Source organism: Alcanivorax profundi, assembly GCF_003597125.1.
In the GTDB taxonomy this organism is placed as follows: Bacteria; Pseudomonadota; Gammaproteobacteria; order Pseudomonadales; family Alcanivoracaceae; genus Alcanivorax; species Alcanivorax profundi.
Genome location: NZ_QYYA01000002.1, coordinates 49,670 through 68,779 on the forward strand (window position 1 = coordinate 49,670; position 19,110 = coordinate 68,779).

17 protein-coding genes are annotated in these 19,110 nt (G+C 58.8%); 9 read left to right on the forward strand and 8 right to left on the reverse strand.

Annotated elements, in window-relative coordinates:
- Positions 1 to 25 precede the first annotated feature (25 nt).
- The 4 genes from bioC to bioB form a co-directional block, all read right to left on the reverse strand.
- Positions 26 to 784 carry a malonyl-ACP O-methyltransferase BioC gene (gene bioC / locus D4A39_RS05515; protein ID WP_022985268.1) on the reverse strand — a complete coding sequence of 253 codons (759 nt, stop codon included), beginning with the start codon at positions 782 to 784 and terminating at the stop codon, positions 26 to 28.
- Between the two features lie 116 nt (positions 785 to 900).
- Positions 901 to 1,719, reverse strand: coding sequence for a pimeloyl-ACP methyl ester esterase BioH (gene bioH / locus D4A39_RS05520; RefSeq protein ID WP_119917677.1), 819 nt, complete (start codon positions 1,717 to 1,719; stop codon positions 901 to 903).
- 74 nt (positions 1,720 to 1,793) lie between these two features.
- The gene (gene bioF, locus D4A39_RS05525) at positions 1,794 to 2,960 is read right to left on the reverse strand and encodes an 8-amino-7-oxononanoate synthase (protein ID WP_119917678.1); all 1,167 of its coding nucleotides are present in this window, start codon (positions 2,958 to 2,960) and stop codon (positions 1,794 to 1,796) included.
- Between the two features lie 145 nt (positions 2,961 to 3,105).
- On the reverse strand, positions 3,106 to 4,254 hold the full coding sequence (gene bioB, locus D4A39_RS05530; RefSeq protein ID WP_119917679.1) for a biotin synthase BioB: 1,149 nt from the start codon (positions 4,252 to 4,254) through the stop codon (positions 3,106 to 3,108).
- A gap of 128 nt (positions 4,255 to 4,382) precedes the next feature.
- On the opposite strand from bioB, the gene D4A39_RS05535 reads away from it, so the two are divergent.
- From D4A39_RS05535 to D4A39_RS05575, 9 genes are all read left to right on the forward strand, one after another.
- Complete coding sequence (locus D4A39_RS05535) at positions 4,383 to 5,027, forward strand: ComF family protein (RefSeq protein WP_022985272.1); 645 nt, start codon at positions 4,383 to 4,385, stop codon at positions 5,025 to 5,027.
- A gap of 88 nt (positions 5,028 to 5,115) precedes the next feature.
- Positions 5,116 to 5,646, forward strand: a complete 531-nt coding sequence (locus D4A39_RS05540; protein ID WP_022985273.1) for a hypothetical protein — start codon at positions 5,116 to 5,118, stop codon at positions 5,644 to 5,646.
- A gap of 19 nt (positions 5,647 to 5,665) precedes the next feature.
- Positions 5,666 to 6,340 (forward strand): 2-phosphosulfolactate phosphatase, encoded by a 675-nt coding sequence (locus tag D4A39_RS05545; protein ID WP_022985274.1) that lies wholly within the window; start codon positions 5,666 to 5,668, stop codon positions 6,338 to 6,340.
- Between the two features lie 153 nt (positions 6,341 to 6,493).
- Positions 6,494 to 7,735, forward strand: a complete 1,242-nt coding sequence (locus tag D4A39_RS05550; RefSeq protein ID WP_022985275.1) for an acyl-CoA dehydrogenase family protein — start codon at positions 6,494 to 6,496, stop codon at positions 7,733 to 7,735.
- A 198-nt stretch (positions 7,736 to 7,933) separates the two neighbouring features.
- Positions 7,934 to 8,749, forward strand: coding sequence for a fatty acid desaturase family protein (locus D4A39_RS05555; RefSeq protein ID WP_022985276.1), 816 nt, complete (start codon positions 7,934 to 7,936; stop codon positions 8,747 to 8,749).
- Complete coding sequence (locus tag D4A39_RS05560) at positions 8,746 to 9,159, forward strand: hypothetical protein (RefSeq protein ID WP_022985277.1); 414 nt, start codon at positions 8,746 to 8,748, stop codon at positions 9,157 to 9,159. The genes D4A39_RS05555 and D4A39_RS05560 overlap by 4 nt, the downstream gene beginning before the upstream one ends.
- Before the next feature lie 75 nt (positions 9,160 to 9,234).
- Positions 9,235 to 9,963 carry a hypothetical protein gene (locus D4A39_RS05565; protein WP_022985278.1) on the forward strand — a complete coding sequence of 243 codons (729 nt, stop codon included), beginning with the start codon at positions 9,235 to 9,237 and terminating at the stop codon, positions 9,961 to 9,963.
- Positions 9,964 to 10,031: 68 nt separating this feature from the next.
- Positions 10,032 to 10,379 carry a 4a-hydroxytetrahydrobiopterin dehydratase gene (locus tag D4A39_RS05570; RefSeq protein WP_022985279.1) on the forward strand — a complete coding sequence of 116 codons (348 nt, stop codon included), beginning with the start codon at positions 10,032 to 10,034 and terminating at the stop codon, positions 10,377 to 10,379.
- Between the two features lie 87 nt (positions 10,380 to 10,466).
- Positions 10,467 to 10,925 (forward strand): PaaI family thioesterase, encoded by a 459-nt coding sequence (locus tag D4A39_RS05575; RefSeq protein ID WP_022985280.1) that lies wholly within the window; start codon positions 10,467 to 10,469, stop codon positions 10,923 to 10,925.
- Between the two features lie 162 nt (positions 10,926 to 11,087).
- On the opposite strand, the gene D4A39_RS05580 is transcribed toward D4A39_RS05575, so the two are convergent.
- The 4 genes from D4A39_RS05580 to gltB form a co-directional block, all read right to left on the reverse strand.
- Positions 11,088 to 11,870 (reverse strand): pilin, encoded by a 783-nt coding sequence (locus D4A39_RS05580; protein WP_022985281.1) that lies wholly within the window; start codon positions 11,868 to 11,870, stop codon positions 11,088 to 11,090.
- 37 nt (positions 11,871 to 11,907) lie between these two features.
- Positions 11,908 to 12,972, reverse strand: coding sequence for a uroporphyrinogen decarboxylase (hemE, locus tag D4A39_RS05585; RefSeq protein WP_022985282.1), 1,065 nt, complete (start codon positions 12,970 to 12,972; stop codon positions 11,908 to 11,910).
- Between the two features lie 149 nt (positions 12,973 to 13,121).
- Complete coding sequence (locus D4A39_RS05590; RefSeq protein WP_022985283.1) at positions 13,122 to 14,543, reverse strand: FAD-dependent oxidoreductase; 1,422 nt, start codon at positions 14,541 to 14,543, stop codon at positions 13,122 to 13,124.
- Between the two features lie 17 nt (positions 14,544 to 14,560).
- Positions 14,561 to 19,024 carry a glutamate synthase large subunit gene (gltB, locus tag D4A39_RS05595; protein ID WP_119917680.1) on the reverse strand — a complete coding sequence of 1,488 codons (4,464 nt, stop codon included), beginning with the start codon at positions 19,022 to 19,024 and terminating at the stop codon, positions 14,561 to 14,563.
- Positions 19,025 to 19,110 lie beyond the last annotated feature (86 nt).

Genomic DNA, 19,110 nt, shown 5'->3' on the forward strand with positions numbered 1-19,110 from the left:
ACGGCTGATCCGTTGAACTTTCAACTCACGACTTTTCCGCTTCCAGAAACAGCACATTCCAGGTGAGCGGCAAGCCTTGCGAGGTTCTTTTCGTTTCGTATTCGGCCACCATTGCCTGCCAGGCATTTTTTCCCGTCAGGCCGGTGGCGCCACTGACGTGGTCGGCACCGGTTGCCTTCAGGCGGCGGGCGATGGATTTGACCGAGTCGTAGTATTCCACCATCACCTGCTGCTGCAAATCCGGATCGGCAAAACCTGCCTTGAACGCCGCGTTTTGCCAGTCGTTGAATGTCGGTAATGCATTCACATGGGGGCGTTGGTTCACCGCCTGCCAGCTTTGCTGCAGTTCCTGCAACGAACCACCCAACGGCACCGCCAGCAGCACACGCCCAGCTGGCGCCAGCACCCGGGAAATGTCTTGCAACACGGCCTGCGGATCACACCACTGCAGGGCGAAGCAGCTGAACACCAGCCCCTGACTGGCCTCGGCCAGCGGCAGCTGTTCCGCATCGGCACACAGAGGCTGATAGCGTTCATTCAGGCGGCCACGCACGGCCGCTTCTGCCAGCATGGCTGGAGACAGATCCACCGCCTGCCAGTGCACATCCGGCAGTGCCTGCTGCTGGGCCCGGGCAAAGGGCGCGGTGGCGCAACCCAGGTCAAGCGCATGATTCACCGGCAACTGCGCCGGCAAGCGCTGCACCAGCGAGCGCCCCACGGCCAGCTGCAGGATCGCATGCTCATCGTAGCTGCGCGCGGCGCGGCTGAAGTGCTGGCCGACCAACTGCTTGTCTGCTGTCGCTTGAATGCTCGCGCTCCTTGAAACAAGTCAGACGTCTGTGGTCGGACGTCTGACGACAATAATCAAACCATCAAATCAGAATAATTTTGTGTCCGGCGTCAGACATCCGACGTCAGAGCATATTCCCGCCAGAAGTCATAGATGGCCTGGGTAAAGGTGTCCGGTGCTGACAGGAACGGCACATGGGCCACCTGCTCGATCAAGGCCGTGCGACCGGTATTGATCAAGGCCTCACTGGCCGCCATGGCGGCCGCAGGAACAATATGATCGTTTTCGCCAAACACCATCAGCACCGGCATGGGCAGCGTCGGCAACACCGCGCGCATATCCGCATCACGAAGAATATCCAGCCCGCCTCGCAAGGCTTTCGGCGCAGGCAGTCCGCAGAAATAAAGAATCTCCTTGAGCCGCGCCGTATCGGCGCGCATGGCGGCACTGCCCTTGCAGTTGAGGGCCAGAAAACGCACCAGAGTGCCCTCCTGATCCTCAGCAAACATTTCCGCAAACTTGCCGAGAATGTCCGGCTTCATGGCGGTGTCCCAGCCTTCTGTTGAGGTGAAGCGTGGAGACGCCGCCACGGTAACCACCGACTGCACCCGCTGCGGCGCCTTGTCCGCCATGGCCAGCGCCACCAGCCCACCCAGCGACCAGCCCAGCACGTGGGCTTTCTCCGGCATAATCTCCAGCATCTGATCCGCCAGAAAATCGAGGGTGTAATCGGCCGCCGGCAGCGGGCTCTGGCCCATGCCGGGCAGATCCACCACCGTCACCCTGAACCGTTCCAGCAACGCCGGCACGATGTCATCAAAGACAATGGCGTGCAGCCCCCAGCCGTGAATCAGGACGACATCCTGCGCCTCGGCATCCTCTACGCCAGTGGCCTTGTAGGTGTTGTGGTAGGGAATCAGCTTGGGCATTGAAGATCCTTTGGTCACGGGTCTGACGTCGGAAGTCTGACGGCAGAAGTAAAACAGGCTGGCCGTTTTGAGCGTCAGGCGTCCGACGTCCGACATCCAACCTCATCAAGCGCAGCCAGCAGCGCATCCACATCCGCCCGTTCATGGGCCGCAGACAGGGTCACGCGCAAGCGCGCTTCACCTTCCGGCACAGTGGGCGGGCGGATCGCGGTAATCAGAAAACCTTTTTCCCGGAGGGCCGCACTCAGCGCCATGGCATCGGCATCGCTGCCAATCAGGATCGGCTGGATCGGTGTCTGCGAGTCCATCAGGGTGTAGCCCAGCTCGCTGGCACCGGCACGAAAGCGCGTGACCAGCTCCGCCAGTTTTTCCCGGCGCCAGTGTTCCTGCTGTGATTTCTTCAGGCTGGTGAGCGTGGCCGCCGCCACCGCCGCCGGCATGGCGGTGGTGTAAATGAAAGTGCGGGCGAATTGTATCAGGGTCTCGATCAATTCATGACTGCCAGCCACAAAGGCACCACCGGTACCCTGCCCCTTGCCCAGGGTGCCCATCAGAACCTGCACGCGATCATTGACGCCCTGGGAGAACAGTGACCCTCGCCCCTGCTCATCCAGCACGCCAATGCCATGGGCATCATCCACCATCAGCCAGGCGTCATTGGCCTCGCACACATTCGCCAGCGCCGCCAGGGGTGCTTCGTCGCCATCCATGCTGAACACGCCATCGACCACCGCCAGTTTGCGGCGCGCGTCGCTGCGCTGCAGCAGGCGCTCCAGTGCAGTAGGGTCGTTGTGGGCGAAGCGACGAAAACGGGCGCCGCTGAGCAAGCCTCCGTCGAGCAGGGACGCATGATTAAGCCGGTCTTCGAAGACCGCGTCAGACTTGCCCAGCAGCGCAGACATCACACCCAGATTGGCCATATAGCCCGTGGAAAACAGCAAGGCGCGTTCACGGCCGGTGTGCGCTGCCAGCGCCTCCTCCAGATCCTGGTGGGGACGCTGATGACCGCACACCAGATGAGAAGCGCCGCTGCCCACACCCCAGCTACCGGCTGCCTGCTGAAAGGCAGCAACTACCTCCGGGTCATTGGCCAGTCCCAGATAGTCGTTACTACAGAAATTCAGGTAATCACGCCCTGCCAAGCGCGCAACGCGACCACAGGGGCCGTCCATAACCAGCGGCTCGCGAAAGCGATGTTGCTGGCGGCGCTTTTCAAGATCGGCGGCGAGATCAAAGGTCATTGCGAAACCCGTAGGGCGGAAATTGGCGTCAGCCAATCTCCGCCGCGACGTAAGCGCCAATCAATGGCTGGAGAAAATGGATACCCGGCATGGCCATCAGCAACCGGTGGAGATCGGCTCACGCCGGTTGCCACCCTGCGGAGAATCAATGCTCGGCAGCAGCAGGGCGGCCTGTGTCCTTGTCGAGCACGTGCTTCGCGGAACGTTTGCCCATGGCGTTATAGAACAGTCCAGCATCTTCCGCCTCCTGCTCGGCCACCTGCGCCTTGATGGCTTCTTCATGGGCTTCGTCAGACGCTTCATGACGCGGATCCAGCGGATGAATGCCCAAACGCTTGAAGAGCTGCTGGTCGTGATTGGCTTCCGGGTTGTCGGTGGTCAGCAAACGCTCACCGTAGAAGATGGAATTGGCACCGGCCATGAAACACAGCGCCTGGGCCTCATCGTTCATTTCCTGACGACCGGCAGACAACCGCACGTAGGATTCAGGCATCAGGATGCGCGCCACCGCCACGGTACGCACGAACTCGAAGGGATCCAGATCTGCCACATCCGCCAGCGGTGTACCTTCAATCTTCACCAGCATGTTGATCGGCACCGACTCCGGATGGTGCGGCAAGTTGGCCAGCTGCTGCAGCAAACCGACGCGGTCATCACGCTGCTCGCCCATGCCAACAATGCCCCCACAACACACCTTCATGCCGGCATCACGGACATTGGCCAGGGTGCTCAGACGATCATTGTAGGTCCGCGTGGTAATCACCTTGCCGTAATACTCCGGCGAGGTGTCCAGGTTGTGGTTGTAGTAGTCCAGTCCGGCGTCCGCCAGCGCCTCGGCCTGGCCCTGATCCAGCATACCCAGAGTCATGCAGGTTTCCATGCCCAGCCCTTTCACCTGGCGGATCATGTCGAGCACAAACGGCATGTCTCGGTCGCGGGGGCTGCGCCAAGCCGCCCCCATGCAGAAACGGGACGCCCCTTTGTCGCGGGCAGCTTTGGCTTCTTCCACCACGCGGGCGACTTCCAGCAGCTTTTCCTTTTCCAGCTCGGTGTTGTAGTGGCCGGACTGGGAGCAATACTTGCAGTCTTCCGGGCAAGCCCCGGTCTTGATCGACAGCAGGGTGCTGACCTGCACCGCATTCGGATCGAAATTGGCCCGATGGATAGCCGCTGCCTGGAACAACAAGTCATTGAACGGCAGAGCAAACAGGGCTTCGATCTCACTACGCTTCCAGTCATGGCGTACAGCCGTTTGCGACTCTGGCGTCTGGGTAATGCTGGCGGTGGCGGGCATGGTGTCTCTCCTGAACGGGAATCAACAGGCTAGGGAGCGACATGCCACCTGTCAACTGGAAAGCCGCAACAAAAGTTTACTGCAGGTCATTTTTTGATCATTTCTGCCCTTGCCTGCTATGCGGAAAAATGAGCCGTAGCCTGCTCTGTGCCCAGTGCACGGTGCTGCTGCCCTCCTTGCAGGGCCCACTCTGCCGCTGCAGCCTGCCCATGCCTGGCGCAAACAACAGCCAGCCTCCGCCGCTGTGCGGTCGCTGTGTTCGCCGGCCGCCCCCTTTTGCCGCCAGCCATGCCCCGCTGATCTATAGCCATCCGCTGGATCGCCTGATTCAACGCTACAAGCACCACGGAGACCTGGTCTGCGAAAACGCTCTGGAACAATTGTTGGCAGACATGCCCTTACCCTGGCCGGACACTGACGCCCTGTGTGCCCTGCCTGCTCACTGGCAACGATGCTGGTGGCGGGGCTTTGATCAAAGCCAGCGACTTGCCAGCCAACTTTCCCGCCTCTGGCAGCGGCCGCTGTTGCCCGCATTGTTACGCCAACGTGCGACTGCCAGCCAACAAGGGCTGAAGCGCACTCAACGGGAACGGAATTTACGCCAGGCCTTTCGCTGCGTTCTGCCGATGGCAGGCTTATCCATCACTCTGATTGACGACGTTATGACCACCGGCAGCAGTGCCAGAGCCGCAAGCCGCACCCTCCTGGACGCAGGCGCTCGTGAGGTCAATGTCTGGACATTAGCCCGCACACTGCCACCCTCGCGGCGCTAAGCGCCCCTTTTCCGATACGTCCGTTCACAATGGGTGAAACCCCATCGCAGCCTAGGCATAATAACGGCTTGTTGATGGAGGGAATGAAATGAAAACAATAACAAGCTTGCTGGTTGCACTGCTGGTTCTGCCACTGACGGCCATTGCCGAAGACCGCTATAGCGGCGTCACCCTTATCAGGGGCACCGTGTTTTCAGTGGGTCGTGTCGACCCTACCGAAAAAATCGACACCGGTTTTTTCGTCGACGCCAACTACAGCAGTGTGGCGATCAATGGCGGCGTGGCCACCAAGAAATTTGGCGACTCACCGCTGCGGTCAGAAAAAGTGGATGAGTTTTCTGAAGCCGATGGTGAGCGCGTAAATAATGTCTATCTCGGCACTGGATTCGGCCGCATCGCCCAAATCCAGTACGGCCACGGTAATCATGACGGACTCATTCGCTTTCGGTCCGACTTCAACTATCGCTCTATCGTCGATTTCTTCACTGGCAAACGCACCCCAAAAGACCGACTCACCCTGGGTGACCGACTGACCTTCACCATTGCCATTGAGCAGTACCTGGAAGACGAGGAAGAAATTTTCGACAACGCCACCTGGGGCATTGGTCTGTTGTTCTAGCCCACCCCCGCGAGCCGACATGGAAATACATATTGCTCAAGGGCATAACCCGCCCCATAACATTCACGGCATCACGGTTGTAATCGATGTGATTCGTGCGTTCACCACCAGCCACCATGCTTTCCGCAAGGGCCTGCGTTGTATCTGGCCGGTGGCCAGTGCGGAACAGGCTTTTGCCCTGCGCGATGAGCATCTGCCCAATGCCCTGCTGGCCGGTGAAGTGGATGCCCTGCCCATCAAGGGCTTCGACTTCGGCAATTCCCCCTGGGAGATTGATCAGGCCGAGCTGGCCGGTCGGGAAATGATCATGAGGACCACCAACGGGGTCGCTGCCACATTACGTGCCCGCGACAGCCGGGAAGTGCTGGTGGCCGGCCTGGTCAATGCCGAAGCTACCGCCAACTACCTGCGCCAACAGAACCCGCCCACGGTGGTGCTGGTGGCTTCCCACCCCACCGGCGATGAGGATGTGGCCTGCGCCGAATACATTCGCCATTTGCTGGGTGGAGAGGGCATCACCTACGAACAGGCCAGGGATCGCACCCTGAACGCCCACGCCGCCCAGAAGTTTTTCAACGGCACCCACCCACGCCTGCGGGCCGCCGACATTGAAGCCGCCGCCAGCACCGAGGGCCCTGACGCCTTGGTCATGCGCGTCCGCTTCGATCCCTTCCCCTGCATCACCGCCCAATAACGCTCCCCTGACCAGGGGTCTGCCCGAACATCTGCACCCTTTGACGCTCGGGCATTGATCCCGAACGTCAAGATTTCCGTCCGTTATGATCAATGCGACCCCAGGAAAGATCTTGTTAATGTGGGGACAACCTAATACGGACAGGACATCCCCATGATTCAGTGGTCAGAACAACAACAGATGATCCAGAAAATGGTACGCGACTTCGTGGAGAAGGAAGTCGTGCCAAAACTGGATGACATCGAATACAACGGCGTACCGCCTTACGACATCCTGCGCAAGCTGATCAAGACATTTGGCATGGATGTGATGGCCCAGCAGAGTTTTGAAAAACAGCTGGCCAGAGAAAAGGCCATCGCCGCCGGCGAGGCCGTAGAGAAAAAGAAGAAAGAAGGCCCTTCCGCCATGGCCGGAGAAGAAGCCGCCATGCGCATGATCCCCATTATCGAGATCTGCCGCCATGCGCAGGGATTGGTGACCGCCATGGGTGTCTCCATGGGCCTCGCCGGTGGCGCCATAATGAGCAAAGGCACCATTGAACAGAAAGAACGCTGGGCGCTACCGCTGCTGACCCTGGAAAAAGTGGGTGCCTGGGCAATCTCTGAACCCAATGCCGGCTCCGACGCCTTCGGCCAGATGAAAACCGTGGCCCGCCGCGACGGCAATGGCGGTTACATCATCAATGGCAGCAAGACCTGGATCACCAACGGTCCCTTTGCCGACACCATTATCCTGATCTGCAAGCTCGACGAGGAAGGCGTGCCGGCCGAGCAACGCAAAATCGTTTCATTCATCCTCGACAGCGGCATGGAGGGTCTGGAACAGTCCAAGCCATTCAAGAAGATGGGCATTGGCTCTTCCCCCACCGGCGAGCTGTTCCTGTCCGACGTGAAAGTCGGAGCAGATCGTCTGCTTGGCGGCAGCGAAGACAGCTACGGCCGCAGCGGCGCCAAGGGCACGTTCATGCAGGAACGCGCCGGCGTTGCTGCCATGGCACTGGGCATGGTGGAGCGCGCCATGGAGCTGTCTGTCCAGTACGCCAACGACCGTAGCCAGTTCGGCCGTCCGATCGGCCAGAACCAGCTGATCCAGCTCAAGCTGGCCAAGATGGAAGTGGCCCGTACCAACCTGCAGAACATGGTATTCCGCTATATCGAGATGACCGCCGAAGGCAAGCAGATGACCCTGGCCGAAGCCTCTGCCATGAAACTCTATGCCGCACAGACGGCCATGGAAGTCGCCACCGAGGCGGTACAGATTCATGGTGGCTACGGCTACATGCGAGAATCCCGTGTCGAACAACTGATGCGCGACGCCAAGATCCTGCAGATTTATGCCGGGACCGACGAAATGCAGGTGATCGCTATCGCCCGAGACCTGTTAAGCCGAGCCTGAGCTGCTGGCGCCCCACCTGTGGTGGGTGGGGCGCCTTCTGAAATGCAGAATCGCGCATATCCCGGCAGGTACAAGCGTACCCATATTGACCAAGGCGCCCAAACCTCTGGTTAATGTGGTCTTCATCACACTTTGTGATGCCTCTAAACTCACGCCTTCTTCGTAGTGGGCGCCAGACTTCTGGCCCAGGTGAGTGAGATGTTAGTACGCTATAGGGCTGATCGTGCCGCTGTTGCCCTGGTGTTGGCGGTCTTTTTCATTCAATGCATGCTGTTTTTCTTCAGCTCAGGGCTGACAACCTGGCTGGCCGTACTTGCATTGATGCCGGTTCAGGTCTCCTGTGGCGCCATCTGCCATAACCATCACCACGTGAATACGTTTGTCAGGAAGCCCCTGAATCGCCTGTTTGAATGCATTCTCTACCTGCAAACAGGAACCAGCCCCCTGAGCTGGACCCTGCACCACAATATTGGCCACCACAAACTCTATCTGGACCCGGAAAACGACCCCTCTCCGTGGCAAATGGCTGATGGCAGTTTAATGCCTCGTTGGCGCTATGTGCTGATCAATACACTGCGTATCTACCCGGAAATTCACCAGATCGGAAAACGACACCCTGTGCTTTACCGCCGCTTTCTCCGATTGTTGGTACTCGCTAACCTCCCTCTGATCGCCGCCCTGCTGTACGACCCGCGCAATGCCCTGCTGGTATTCGTCCTGCCGATGGTTTCCATGCTGTTCATGCTGCTGGACAATACCTACGGTCAGCATGCGGGCACCGGCTTTGAAGACCATTTTCATGCGTCGCGCAATGTGGAGCTCAAACGCTACAATTTGCCGTCATGGAATCTGGGCTACCATACCGCGCACCATATGCTGCCTGGCCTCCACTGGAGCCAACTCCCCGAACTGCACGAGCAGATTCGTCACCGAATTCCCGAGCACCTGATCACCGAAAACGTGCTGCTGCAGTGGGAGCCTGCGCGCCAGCAACGCGACGGGCTACCCTCATGAAATACCGTTTTTGCTCACTGTTGCTGGCCGGCTTTCTGCTGGGCGGCACCAACCCGGCTGAAGCTGACGACTGCTACTATTACTGGGTTCATCAATGCCTCAACGTGATCGACGCCAGCCAGCGCAAGATTGAGCAGTACGTGCTGGTTTCGCCATCCGTTAACTATCTGAACAGTGGCAACCTGCGCTGTGCCGAGGCAGTGGCCCAGCGTCAGCAAGACGTGCACGACGCTCTGCTAACGGCCTTCAACGGGGCAGCCGGTAACATTGACGCCTGTGACACCCCCCTGACCGAGATCCCCGTACGGGTGTATGACAATCCCCAGAAAGCCACCTGGCACTATGGCCGCAGCCTCAGGGAATCCCCGGGCAAGACCATTGTCCCATTGGCCGATCTGCCCGCATTGTAAGGCGCCACACTGCACTGGCGGCAGGCCTCCCCTGTTATGCTATGATCTTCAGGCTTTTTATCTTCGGGGCGAATAATGAAAATAATCAAAACTGCCGCGTTCCTGCTGTCTCTCCTGAGCGTAACGCTACTGGCCGGCTGCCAGGGTATGCAGGGCGACCGTGAAGGGGATTACTACTTCTCACCGGCCGGCGCCTATATTCTTGACCTGAGCATCAATACTTTCCGCGGGGAAGTGGTGCTGGATGAACGCTGCGACCGTAATGGTGGCTCCGCGACTTTCTGGGATGGCAACGGGCGTCTGTTCCGGGTGGATTACCTGAACGTTCAGACACACCCCATGATCCAGGCCCCGCGCTTCGCCTCGGATCTCACCTTGCTCAACCTGACACTGAACAGTTATCTGCGTGATGTGGTGGCCAAGGCCCCAATGATCACCAGCGCCGAAGCCTCCTATCGCGAGTTTATCGAAGACGCTGACCCCAAGGCCTTGTTTGCCATCATCGGGATTAACGTGGACGCCGCCCAGGTCAAGGACACTGACGTGGAAAGCGGCACCTACTACTACGGTTTCCTGCTGTTCAAACGTGGCGATCTGATTTACGTCCTTCAGCACCGTCAGCCTGTACTGATGCCCGAAAAAATGAAGGCAGTACTGCTCAATCTGGCGGCAGGCATGGAGATTCCGGGCCGGGTTCGCGATGACACCGATCTTGAGAAACTGCGCCGAATCCTCAAGAAAATGGCCCCTGGTGGCACCGATGGTGACCCGGTGCGGCTGTGCGAACCGGCTGCCCCAGCCTGATTGATTAGCCGCAGTGGATGCATGCACAATGAAAAGCGCATGCATCCACGCAAGGTAATCACATCCCCATGAGCACATCCTCACTCAACCATCAGCAATGCGACGCCTGCCGCGCCGATGCTCCCCAGGTGACCGAACAGGAACGTGAATTGCTGTTCCCGCAGATCCCGGAGTGGATTCAGGTAGAAGAAGACGGCATCGAGAAACTGCAGCGGCATTTTCCGTTCAGGAATTTCGTCCAGGCACTGGCCTTCAGCAACCGGGTCGGCGAACTGGCCGAGCAGGAAGGCCACCACCCAGCCATTCTCACGGAGTACGGCAAGGTGACAGTGACCTGGTGGACCCACAAGATCCGTGGCCTGCACCGCAACGACTTTATCTGTGCCGCCAAGACAGACGCTCTGCTCAACGACTGACCGTTTGCGCCATCCCGCTGAACTAAACGGTTTTCCGACGCGTCCACAGGCTTTGTTAGCATCCCCGGTAACTGAGGAGAAACTGACATGGCCCTGACTGAAGAACAGAAAACCCTGATCAAAGCTGCCAGCGACAAGACCTTCCCGTTCGTGGAGCGTTGCGAAGTACAGACGCTGGAAGTCGACCGTGGCTATTGCAAGATGCTGATGCCGTTCAAGCCCAACATTAATCACGTGGGCATCATGTATGCTGGCGCCCTGTACACCATTGCCGAGCTGCCTGGCGGCACCATTTACCTGACATCCTTCGACACCAAGAAGTTCTATCCCATCGTCAAGGACATGTCGATTCGCTTCCGTCGCCCCGCGACCACCGATGTCACTGTGGAAGTCACCCTGAGCGAAGAGGAAATTGCCCGTATCGAAAGCACCACTGAAGAGGTGGGCAAGTGTGATTTCGAATGGGATGTAGAGCTAAAGGACGCCAACGGGGAAGTGGTTGCCATTTCTCACAACGTCTATCAGATGCGCAAGATCGGGGCGTAATCAGAGCGGCAAGTCATACGTTGAATTTCAACGACTGACCGTAATCCATCGCCCCGACATGCAAGAGGCCGCCTCCCCGAGGAGGCGGCCTCTTGTCGTATCAGCCGGGTCACCCGTGCTCTTTCAAGCACCTTGCGACTGGAATGACATCTACCCCGCGGCTCACTCCACCGGATCACAAAAACCGGACGGCCCCATATCCACCGTTGTTGTGCACTTCCACTCCACTCCCCTTGGACCGCGACTGTCCACAGGCCATGTGGTCAGTTCATGCCCTTCCAGGCGACCGGCCAATTCCAGCTTCAGCATGCCATCCTGAAGCAGATAGACCCGCTTCACCCGCTCACTGATCATCTGCTCCTGGGCCACACCTAGATCAGAGAGGCTTTCCGGCCACTCTCCGGAGTGCATGTAATACTCCATCATATACATGCGCAAGGCGGCTACCGTCGAAAAGGTTTGCGACAACTCTGCACGGTCGCGGCTAGCGCTGAACAAGTCCCAGGTATGGGGATCAATTCCCGGAGGAACAGGCTCTTTTTCCGGCACGGCCGCCAGTTTGGTCTGCGGCATGGGCACCCGACGCGCCAAGGCATCGATATCCGCGCGATACCGCGCTCGCAATGAGCAGCGTGTTCCACTCCAGCGCTGCCCGTCTACCGCAGGCTTTTCACTCATTAGCTGACTGCGGTAGGCATCCTCAAGCAAGGCTTCATCCAGCGCCCGCTCACGATAAGCCAGCTTGCGTTTCCGATAGGCATCCGTTGCCGCGATCACACTCAGCAGGCTGGTGTGGAGTTCATCCGTCATTTTCTCAAGGGCACGCGCACAAACCTGCTGTTCGGTTTCTCCTTCACCGGCTCGCTCAACCTTTGCCAATGCAAGCGACATGGCCATAGCCTGTGCCCCGACCATCAGCAGCAGCAAACCCCAGATGATACGCATCGCTCCCCCCACTCTATCCCATCCGTGAGCGCCAGCCTCAGCGCTGGCTGAACTCGTGCACCGCCTCGATAAACACCCGTGCATGCTCCGGATCCACTTGCGGAGTAATGCCATGCCCCAGGTTAAAAATATGCCCCGGGTGATCGCCGAAGTCCGTGAGGATACGCTTTACTTCAGCACGAATGGCCTCGGGTGCTGCATACAATACTGCCGGATCCATATTGCCCTGCAGGGCTACCTTGTGACCGACACGGCGACGGGCTTCCCCAATATTGATGGTCCAGTCCAACCCCAGACCATCACAACCGGTCTCGGCCATGGACTCCAGCCACAGCCCGCCGTTTTTGGTAAACAGGATCACAGGAACCTTGCGGCCATCATGATCACGGATCAGCCCGTCGACAATCTGCTTCATGTACTTGAGCGAAAACTGCTGATACGCCTCGGCGGACAATGCCCCACCCCAGGTATCAAAGATCTGTACTGCCTGGGCTCCGGCACGAATCTGCGCATTGAGGTAACTGGTGACGGACTGCGCCAGTTTGTCGAGCATGGCATGTGCCAGCTCCGGCTGACTGTAAACCATGGCCTTGAGGTGGCGGAAATCCTTGCTGGAGCCGCCTTCCACCATGTAGGTGGCCAGGGTCCACGGGCTACCGGAAAAGCCGATCAACGGCACACGGCCATTGAGCGCCCCTCGAATGGTGCTGACCGCCTTCATCACATAGCCGAGATCGGTCTCCGGATCGGGAATCGGCAAGGCTGCCACATCCGCCTCGGTGCGCACTACCTTCTTGAACTTCGGCCCTTCACCCGTTTCGAAATAGAGCCCCAGCCCCATGGCATCCGGGATGGTAAGAATGTCGGAGAACAGGATCGCCGCGTCCAGCGGATAACGCTCCAGCGGCTGCAAGGTAACTTCACAGGCAAGATCCGCGTTCATGCACAGATCCATGAACGACCCCGCATGCTCACGGCTGGCACGGTACTCCGGTAAATAACGTCCGGCCTGCCGCATCATCCAGATAGGGGTACGTTCAACATTCTCTCGGTTGAGTGCACGCAGGAAGAGATCATTCTGAAGTGGCGCAAAGCTGGTCATGCAATATCCTGAATCTGACTGGCACACGGTGTGCCGAACGAGTATGAATAGCGAACTTTACCTGATTGGCAACCAATACGCCCCCTCCCTGCACATACAGAAAGGCCCGCATTCGCGGGCCTTTCTGTCAGGATGGGCACAAACCGGGATTACACATCCAGGTAGTCCAGAATCCCCTTGGCGGCTTCACGGCCTTCCCAGATGGCGGTCACCACAAGGTCAGAGCCACGCACCATATCCCCACCGGCAAAGATCTTCTCGTTGCTGGTCTGGAAGGGAAATTCCTGCTCTTCCGGCGCAGTCACGCGACCGGAATCATCGGTGTTGATACCTTTGTCAGCGAACCAGTCCGCCGGGCTGGGCCGGAAACCGAAGGCAATGATCACGGCATCCGCAGGCAGGATTTCCTCGCTGCCCGGGATCGACTCGGGGCGGCGACGGCCATTGTTATCAGGTTCACCCAGCTTGGTTTCCACCACCTTGATGCCAACCACCTTACCGTCTTCACCCACCACTTCGATGGGCTGGCGGTTAAACAGGAACTGCACGCCCTCTTCCTTGGCGTTAACCACTTCCTTGCGGGAACCCGGCATGTTTTCTTCGTCACGACGGTAGGCACAGGTCACGGTGTCGGCACCCTGACGAATGGAGGTCCGGTTACAGTCCATGGCGGTATCACCACCACCGAGCACCACCACCCGCTTGCCCTTCATGTCGATGAAGTCAGCGGCAGCCTTTTCCAGGCCCAGGTTACGGTTCACGTTGGAAATCAGGAACGGCAGCGCTTCGTGCACGCCATCCAGATCTTCACCCGGGAAACCGCCTTTCATGTAGGTGTAGGTGCCCATGCCCATGAACACGGCATCGTACTCGGCCAACAGCTCATCGATGCTGATGTCCTTGCCCACATCCACGCCCAGACGGAATTCCACACCCATGCCTTCAAAGACTTCACGGCGCTTGGCCATGACCGGCTTTTCCAGCTTGAACTCGGGGATACCGAACGTCAGCAGGCCACCAATTTCTTCATAACGATCGAAGACAACCGGTTTCACCCCGTTGCGGACCAGCACGTCAGCACAGCCGATCCCGGCCGGGCCCGCCCCGATAACCGCCACTTTCTTGTCAGTCCAGACGACCTTGGACATGTCCGGACGCCAGCCCATGGCCAACGCGGTATCGGTGATGTACTTCTCGGTAGCACCGATGGTCACCGCACCAAAGCCGTCATTGAGGGTACAGGCCCCTTCACACAGACGGTCCTGGGGACACACACGACCACAGACTTCCGGCAGGGAGTTGGTCTGGTGACTCAACTCCACCGCTTCCATCAAATTCCCTTCGCTGATCAGTTTCAGCCAGTTGGGAATGTAGTTGTGTACCGGACACTTCCACTCACAGTACGGGTTACCGCAATGCAGGCAACGGTGCGCCTGATGCTCCACTTCCCGGGTTTCAAACGGGTAGTAGATCTCCTCGTACTTGTGCTTGCGGTCGTCAATGTCCTTTTTCTTGGGATCGTGCCGTGGCACATCCAGAAACTGGAAATTGTTGCTCAAACGTTCAGCCATGTTCTCCCCAACCTCCGTTATGCCGGATTGGCGCGCGTGGTGTTCAGCAGGCTGTCCAGGCTCGCGGCCTTGGGTTTCACCAGCCAGAACTTGCGGCTCATGGCATCAAAATTATCCAGAATGTACTGGCCCCATTCGCTGCCGGTCTCTTCAACATATTCGCTGATTACGCCGCGCAGATGGCTGCGGTGAGACTCGGTGGCTTCGGAACTGATGCGATGCAGTTCGATCAGTTCCGGGTTGATGCGGTCGAAGAAATCATTGTCCTCGTCCAGCACGAAGGCAAAGCCTCCGGTCATGCCGGCACCAAAGTTGTGGCCGGTCCGGCCAAGTACCGTGATGCACCCGCCGGTCATGTATTCGCAGCAGTGATCGCCAGCGCCTTCTACCACCGCATGGGCTCCGGAGTTACGCACCCCGAAACGTTCGCCGGCGGTACCAGCGGCAAACAGCTTGCCTCCGGTGGCACCGTACAGACAGGTGTTACCAATGATGGCCGTTTCCTGGCTCTTGAACGGGCTACCCTGGGGCGGACGAATCACCAGCTTGCCGCCGGCCATGCCTTTGCCCACGTAGTCGTTGGCATCCCCTTCAATGTACATGTGCAGGCCGCCGGCGTTGAACACACCGAAGCTCTGCCCTGCTGTACCGGTGAAACGAACCTTGATCGGCGCGCTTTCCATGTCCAGGTTGCCATACTGCTTGGCGATGGCTCCAGAGACCCGGGCACCCACGCTACGATCACAGTTGGTGATCGCGTAGTGGAAAGAACCACCGGACTTGTTGTCGATCGCCACTTGCATGTCATTGATCATGGTATCGCTGAGCAACCCCTTGTCGAACGGCTCGTTGCGATCCACCTGACAGTGGGTGGGCTTGTCTGCCGGCACCAGGTCGTTGCGCAGAATCGGAGTGAGATCCAGCTTGCCCTGACGCTCGGTTTCCCCTTCCAGTACTTTCAGCAGGTCGGTACGGCCGATCAGGTCCGGAATGCTCTTCACACCCAGCATGGCCAGCAGCTCACGAACTTCGCGCGCCACGAAGGTGAAGTAGTTGATCAACAGCTCAGGCGCACCGATGTAGTGCTCCTTACGCAGGTCTTCACGCTGGGTCGCCACGCCGGTGGCGCAGTTGTTCAGGTGACAGATCCGCAGGTACTTACAGCCGAGAACGACCATCGGCACGGTACCGAACCCGAAGGATTCCGCCCCCAGAATAGCCGCCTTGATCACGTCCAGACCGGTCTTCAGACCGCCATCGGTCTGCAGGCGGATCTTGTCGCGCAAATCATTGCCACGCAGCGCCTGATGCGCTTCTGCCAGCCCCAGCTCCCACGGAGAGCCCGCATAGCGGATAGAGGTCAACGGACTGGCAGCAGTACCGCCGTCATAGCCGGAGATGGTGATCAGGTCAGCATAGGCCTTGGCCACACCGGAGGCCACCGTGCCTACGCCGGGCTCGGACACCAGCTTCACAGAGACCTGGGCATCCGGATTAACCTGCTTGAGATCAAAGATCAGCTGGGCCAGATCCTCAATGGAATAGATATCATGGTGCGGCGGCGGTGAAATCAGGGTGACACCGGGCACGGAATGACGCAGCCGCGCAATCAGGGTGTTCACCTTGCCGCCGGGCAACTGGCCGCCTTCACCGGGCTTGGCACCCTGGGCGACCTTGATCTGCAGCACTTCTGCATTCACCAGGTAGTGCGGGGTGACACCGAAGCGACCCGAGGCAATCTGCTTGATCTTGGAGACCCGCTCGGTACCGTAACGGGCCGGGTCTTCACCGCCCTCACCGGAATTGGAGCGCCCACCAAGACGGTTCATGGCAGTCGCAATGGCTTCATGAGCCTCCGGGCTCAGTGCCCCCAGCGACATGCCCGCAGAGTCAAAGCGCAGCAGGATATTTTCCAGCGGCTCGACCTCATCCACGCTGATGGCATCCACATCATCACGCAAGGCGAACAGATCACGCAGGGTCGCTACCGGACGCTTGTTCACCAACTCCGCGTATTCGCGGTAAGCGTTCCAGTCGTTATCCTGGGTGGCATGATGCAGGGCATGGATCACGTCCGGGTTGAAGGCGTGATATTCCTTGCCGTGGATAAACTTGAGAACACCGCCGGCATCAATCGGCTTACGCTGCTTCCAGGCATCTTTGACCAGATTCTTCTGGTCCGCCTCGAAGTCGACAAAGCCGGCCCCCTGGATGCGGCTCGCCACACCCCGGAAGCACAGGTCCACCACCTCACGGTCAATACCCACCGCTTCAAACAGCTGGGCACCCCGGTAAGAGGTGATGGTGGAGATCCCCATTTTGGAGAGGATCTTCATCAGGCCCTTGTTGATGCCCTTGCGGAAGTTCTTCTGCAGCTCTACCGCATCGCCCAGCAGCTCGCCGGAGCGCACCATGTCGGCGATAACGTCATAAGCCAGGTACGGATAGACCGCGGTAGCACCAAAGCCGAACAACACGGCAAAGTGATGGGAATCGCGAGCCGTCGCGGTTTCCACAATAATGTTGGCGTCAGAGCGCAAACCTTTCTCGGTCAGAGAATGGTGAACGGCACCGGTGGCCATCAGCGCCGGGATGGTCAGGGTATCCTGGCCAATACCGTGATCGGTGAGCACCAGAATGACCTTGCCATCACGTACCGCTTTTTCCGCGGCGTCGCACAGATCCAGTACCGCCTGTTTCAGGCCGGCCTTGGGATCATAATGCAGGCTCAGTTTGGCGTGCTCATAGCCCGGACGCTGGATATTCAGCAGATTGGTGAACTTGGAGTGCGACAACACCGGCGTGGACAGAATTGCCCGGTCCGCATGGTCCGCCGTTTCCTCGAACACGTTCCGCTCAGCACCCACACAGGTTTCCAGGCTCATGACGATCGCTTCACGCAGCGGATCGATGGGCGGGTTGGTCACCTGGGCAAACTGCTGACGGAAATAGTCGTACAGCGGACGCTCACGCTTGGACAGCACCGCCATGGGCGTATCGTCCCCCATGGAACCTGTGGCTTCCTGCCCGGTTTCGGCAAGCGGACGCAGCACCTGATCACGCTCTTCAAAGCTGATCTGGAAGAATTTCTGATAGCTGAGCAGATCCTGTGGATCCACTTCGTCGGTGCGACCCACCTCGTGATCGTAGTCCGCCTCAATACGCAGGGCGTTACCCTTCAGCCAGTCACGGTAGGGGTGACGTACTTTCAACCGGTTATCGATATCCCGGGTATGCAGGACTTCACCGGTTTCCGTGTCCACGGCCAGAATCTGGCCCGGACCGACACGGCCCTTGGCGACGACATCTTCCGGCTTGTAGCCGTAGACACCGATTTCAGAGGCCAGAGTGATGAAGCCGTTCTTGGTCACAACCCAACGCGCCGGACGCAGACCGTTACGGTCGAGCATACAGACCGCGTAACGGCCATCGGTCATTACCAGACCCGCCGGGCCATCCCACGGCTCCATGTGCATGGAGTTATATTCGTAGAAGGCACGCAGGTCCGCGTCCATGGTTTCCACATTCTGCCAGGCCGGCGGGATCATCATGCGCACGGCGCGGAACAGATCCATACCACCGGACAGCAGGATTTCCAGCATGTTATCCATGCTGGAAGAGTCAGAACCGGTACGGTTGACCAGCGGGCTCAGCTCTTCCAGCCCGGGCAACAGTTCGTTGGCAAACTTGCTTTCCCGCGCCAACGCCCAGTTACGGTTACCCTGAACGGTGTTGATCTCACCGTTGTGAGCCAGGTAGCGGAATGGCTGCGCCAGCGGCCACTGCGGCAGGGTGTTGGTGGAGAAGCGCTGATGGAAGACCACGATGGCGGTTTCCATGGCCTCATCGCCCAGATCCGGGAAGAAGGCCGGCAGATCCACCGGCATCATCAGACCTTTATAGGAAATCACCGACGCCGACAGGGAGCAGACATAGAAATAGCCATCGCTCTCGATCGCTTTTTCGGCATGGCGACGGGCAAAGAACAGGCGACGGTTCAGCTCCTGCTCGGAGTTACCGTCTGCAGCGACCAGCACCTGCCAGAAACCCGGCAGAGAGGCGCGCGCCAGCTCACCCAGGCAGGCGTCATCCGTGGGCACTTCACGCCAGCCCAGCACCTTCACATCCTGCGCTTCAAGAGCAGCATCGATGGCGGCCTTCTGCTTGTCGGCCTCGGCGCTGTCAGGATGGGTAAACACCATCCCCACACCGTAGTTGTCCGGCAAGGCAATAGACGCATCCTGCGCAACCTTGCGGAAGAAAGAATCGGGTTTCTTGAGCAACAGACCGCAGCCGTCACCGGTTTTTCCATCGGCGTTAATACCGCCCCGGTGGGTCATACATGTCAGTGCTTCGATGGCGGTTTGCAAAAGCTCGTGGCTGGCGTTGCCTTCCATATGGGCAATCAGACCAAAACCACAGTTGTCCCGGAATTCTCCGGGCTCAGTGAGCCCCCGCACCAGCGTTGAGTTCTGCTGCATCAAAACCTTTCCTCTTGAAATTCAGAGACTTACAGAAGGCAAATGGCGTCAGGATAGTGGTGACGGCAAAAAAGGGATATGCATTC

Bases quoted from the DNA above. Each gene is read 5' to 3' on its own strand.
- D4A39_RS05580 (WP_022985281.1), bottom strand. From the start codon at position 11,870: ATGCGTATCATCTGGGGTTTGCTGCTGCTGATGGTCGGGGCACAGGCT.
- D4A39_RS05565 (WP_022985278.1), top strand. From the start codon at position 9,235: ATGAAAATAATCAAAACTGCCGCGTTCCTGCTGTCTCTCCTGAGCGTA.
- hemE (WP_022985282.1), bottom strand. From the start codon at position 12,972: ATGACCAGCTTTGCGCCACTTCAGAATGATCTCTTCCTGCGTGCACTC.
- D4A39_RS05590 (WP_022985283.1), bottom strand. From the start codon at position 14,543: ATGGCTGAACGTTTGAGCAACAATTTCCAGTTTCTGGATGTGCCACGG.
- D4A39_RS05550 (WP_022985275.1), top strand. From the start codon at position 6,494: ATGATTCAGTGGTCAGAACAACAACAGATGATCCAGAAAATGGTACGC.
- D4A39_RS05540 (WP_022985273.1), top strand. From the start codon at position 5,116: ATGAAAACAATAACAAGCTTGCTGGTTGCACTGCTGGTTCTGCCACTG.
- bioH (WP_119917677.1), bottom strand. From the start codon at position 1,719: ATGCCCAAGCTGATTCCCTACCACAACACCTACAAGGCCACTGGCGTA.
- D4A39_RS05545 (WP_022985274.1), top strand. From the start codon at position 5,666: ATGGAAATACATATTGCTCAAGGGCATAACCCGCCCCATAACATTCAC.
- D4A39_RS05535 (WP_022985272.1), top strand. From the start codon at position 4,383: ATGAGCCGTAGCCTGCTCTGTGCCCAGTGCACGGTGCTGCTGCCCTCC.
- bioF (WP_119917678.1), bottom strand. From the start codon at position 2,960: ATGACCTTTGATCTCGCCGCCGATCTTGAAAAGCGCCGCCAGCAACAT.
- D4A39_RS05555 (WP_022985276.1), top strand. From the start codon at position 7,934: ATGTTAGTACGCTATAGGGCTGATCGTGCCGCTGTTGCCCTGGTGTTG.
- D4A39_RS05570 (WP_022985279.1), top strand. From the start codon at position 10,032: ATGAGCACATCCTCACTCAACCATCAGCAATGCGACGCCTGCCGCGCC.
- D4A39_RS05575 (WP_022985280.1), top strand. From the start codon at position 10,467: ATGGCCCTGACTGAAGAACAGAAAACCCTGATCAAAGCTGCCAGCGAC.
- D4A39_RS05560 (WP_022985277.1), top strand. From the start codon at position 8,746: ATGAAATACCGTTTTTGCTCACTGTTGCTGGCCGGCTTTCTGCTGGGC.
- gltB (WP_119917680.1), bottom strand. From the start codon at position 19,024: ATGCAGCAGAACTCAACGCTGGTGCGGGGGCTCACTGAGCCCGGAGAA.
- bioB (WP_119917679.1), bottom strand. From the start codon at position 4,254: ATGCCCGCCACCGCCAGCATTACCCAGACGCCAGAGTCGCAAACGGCT.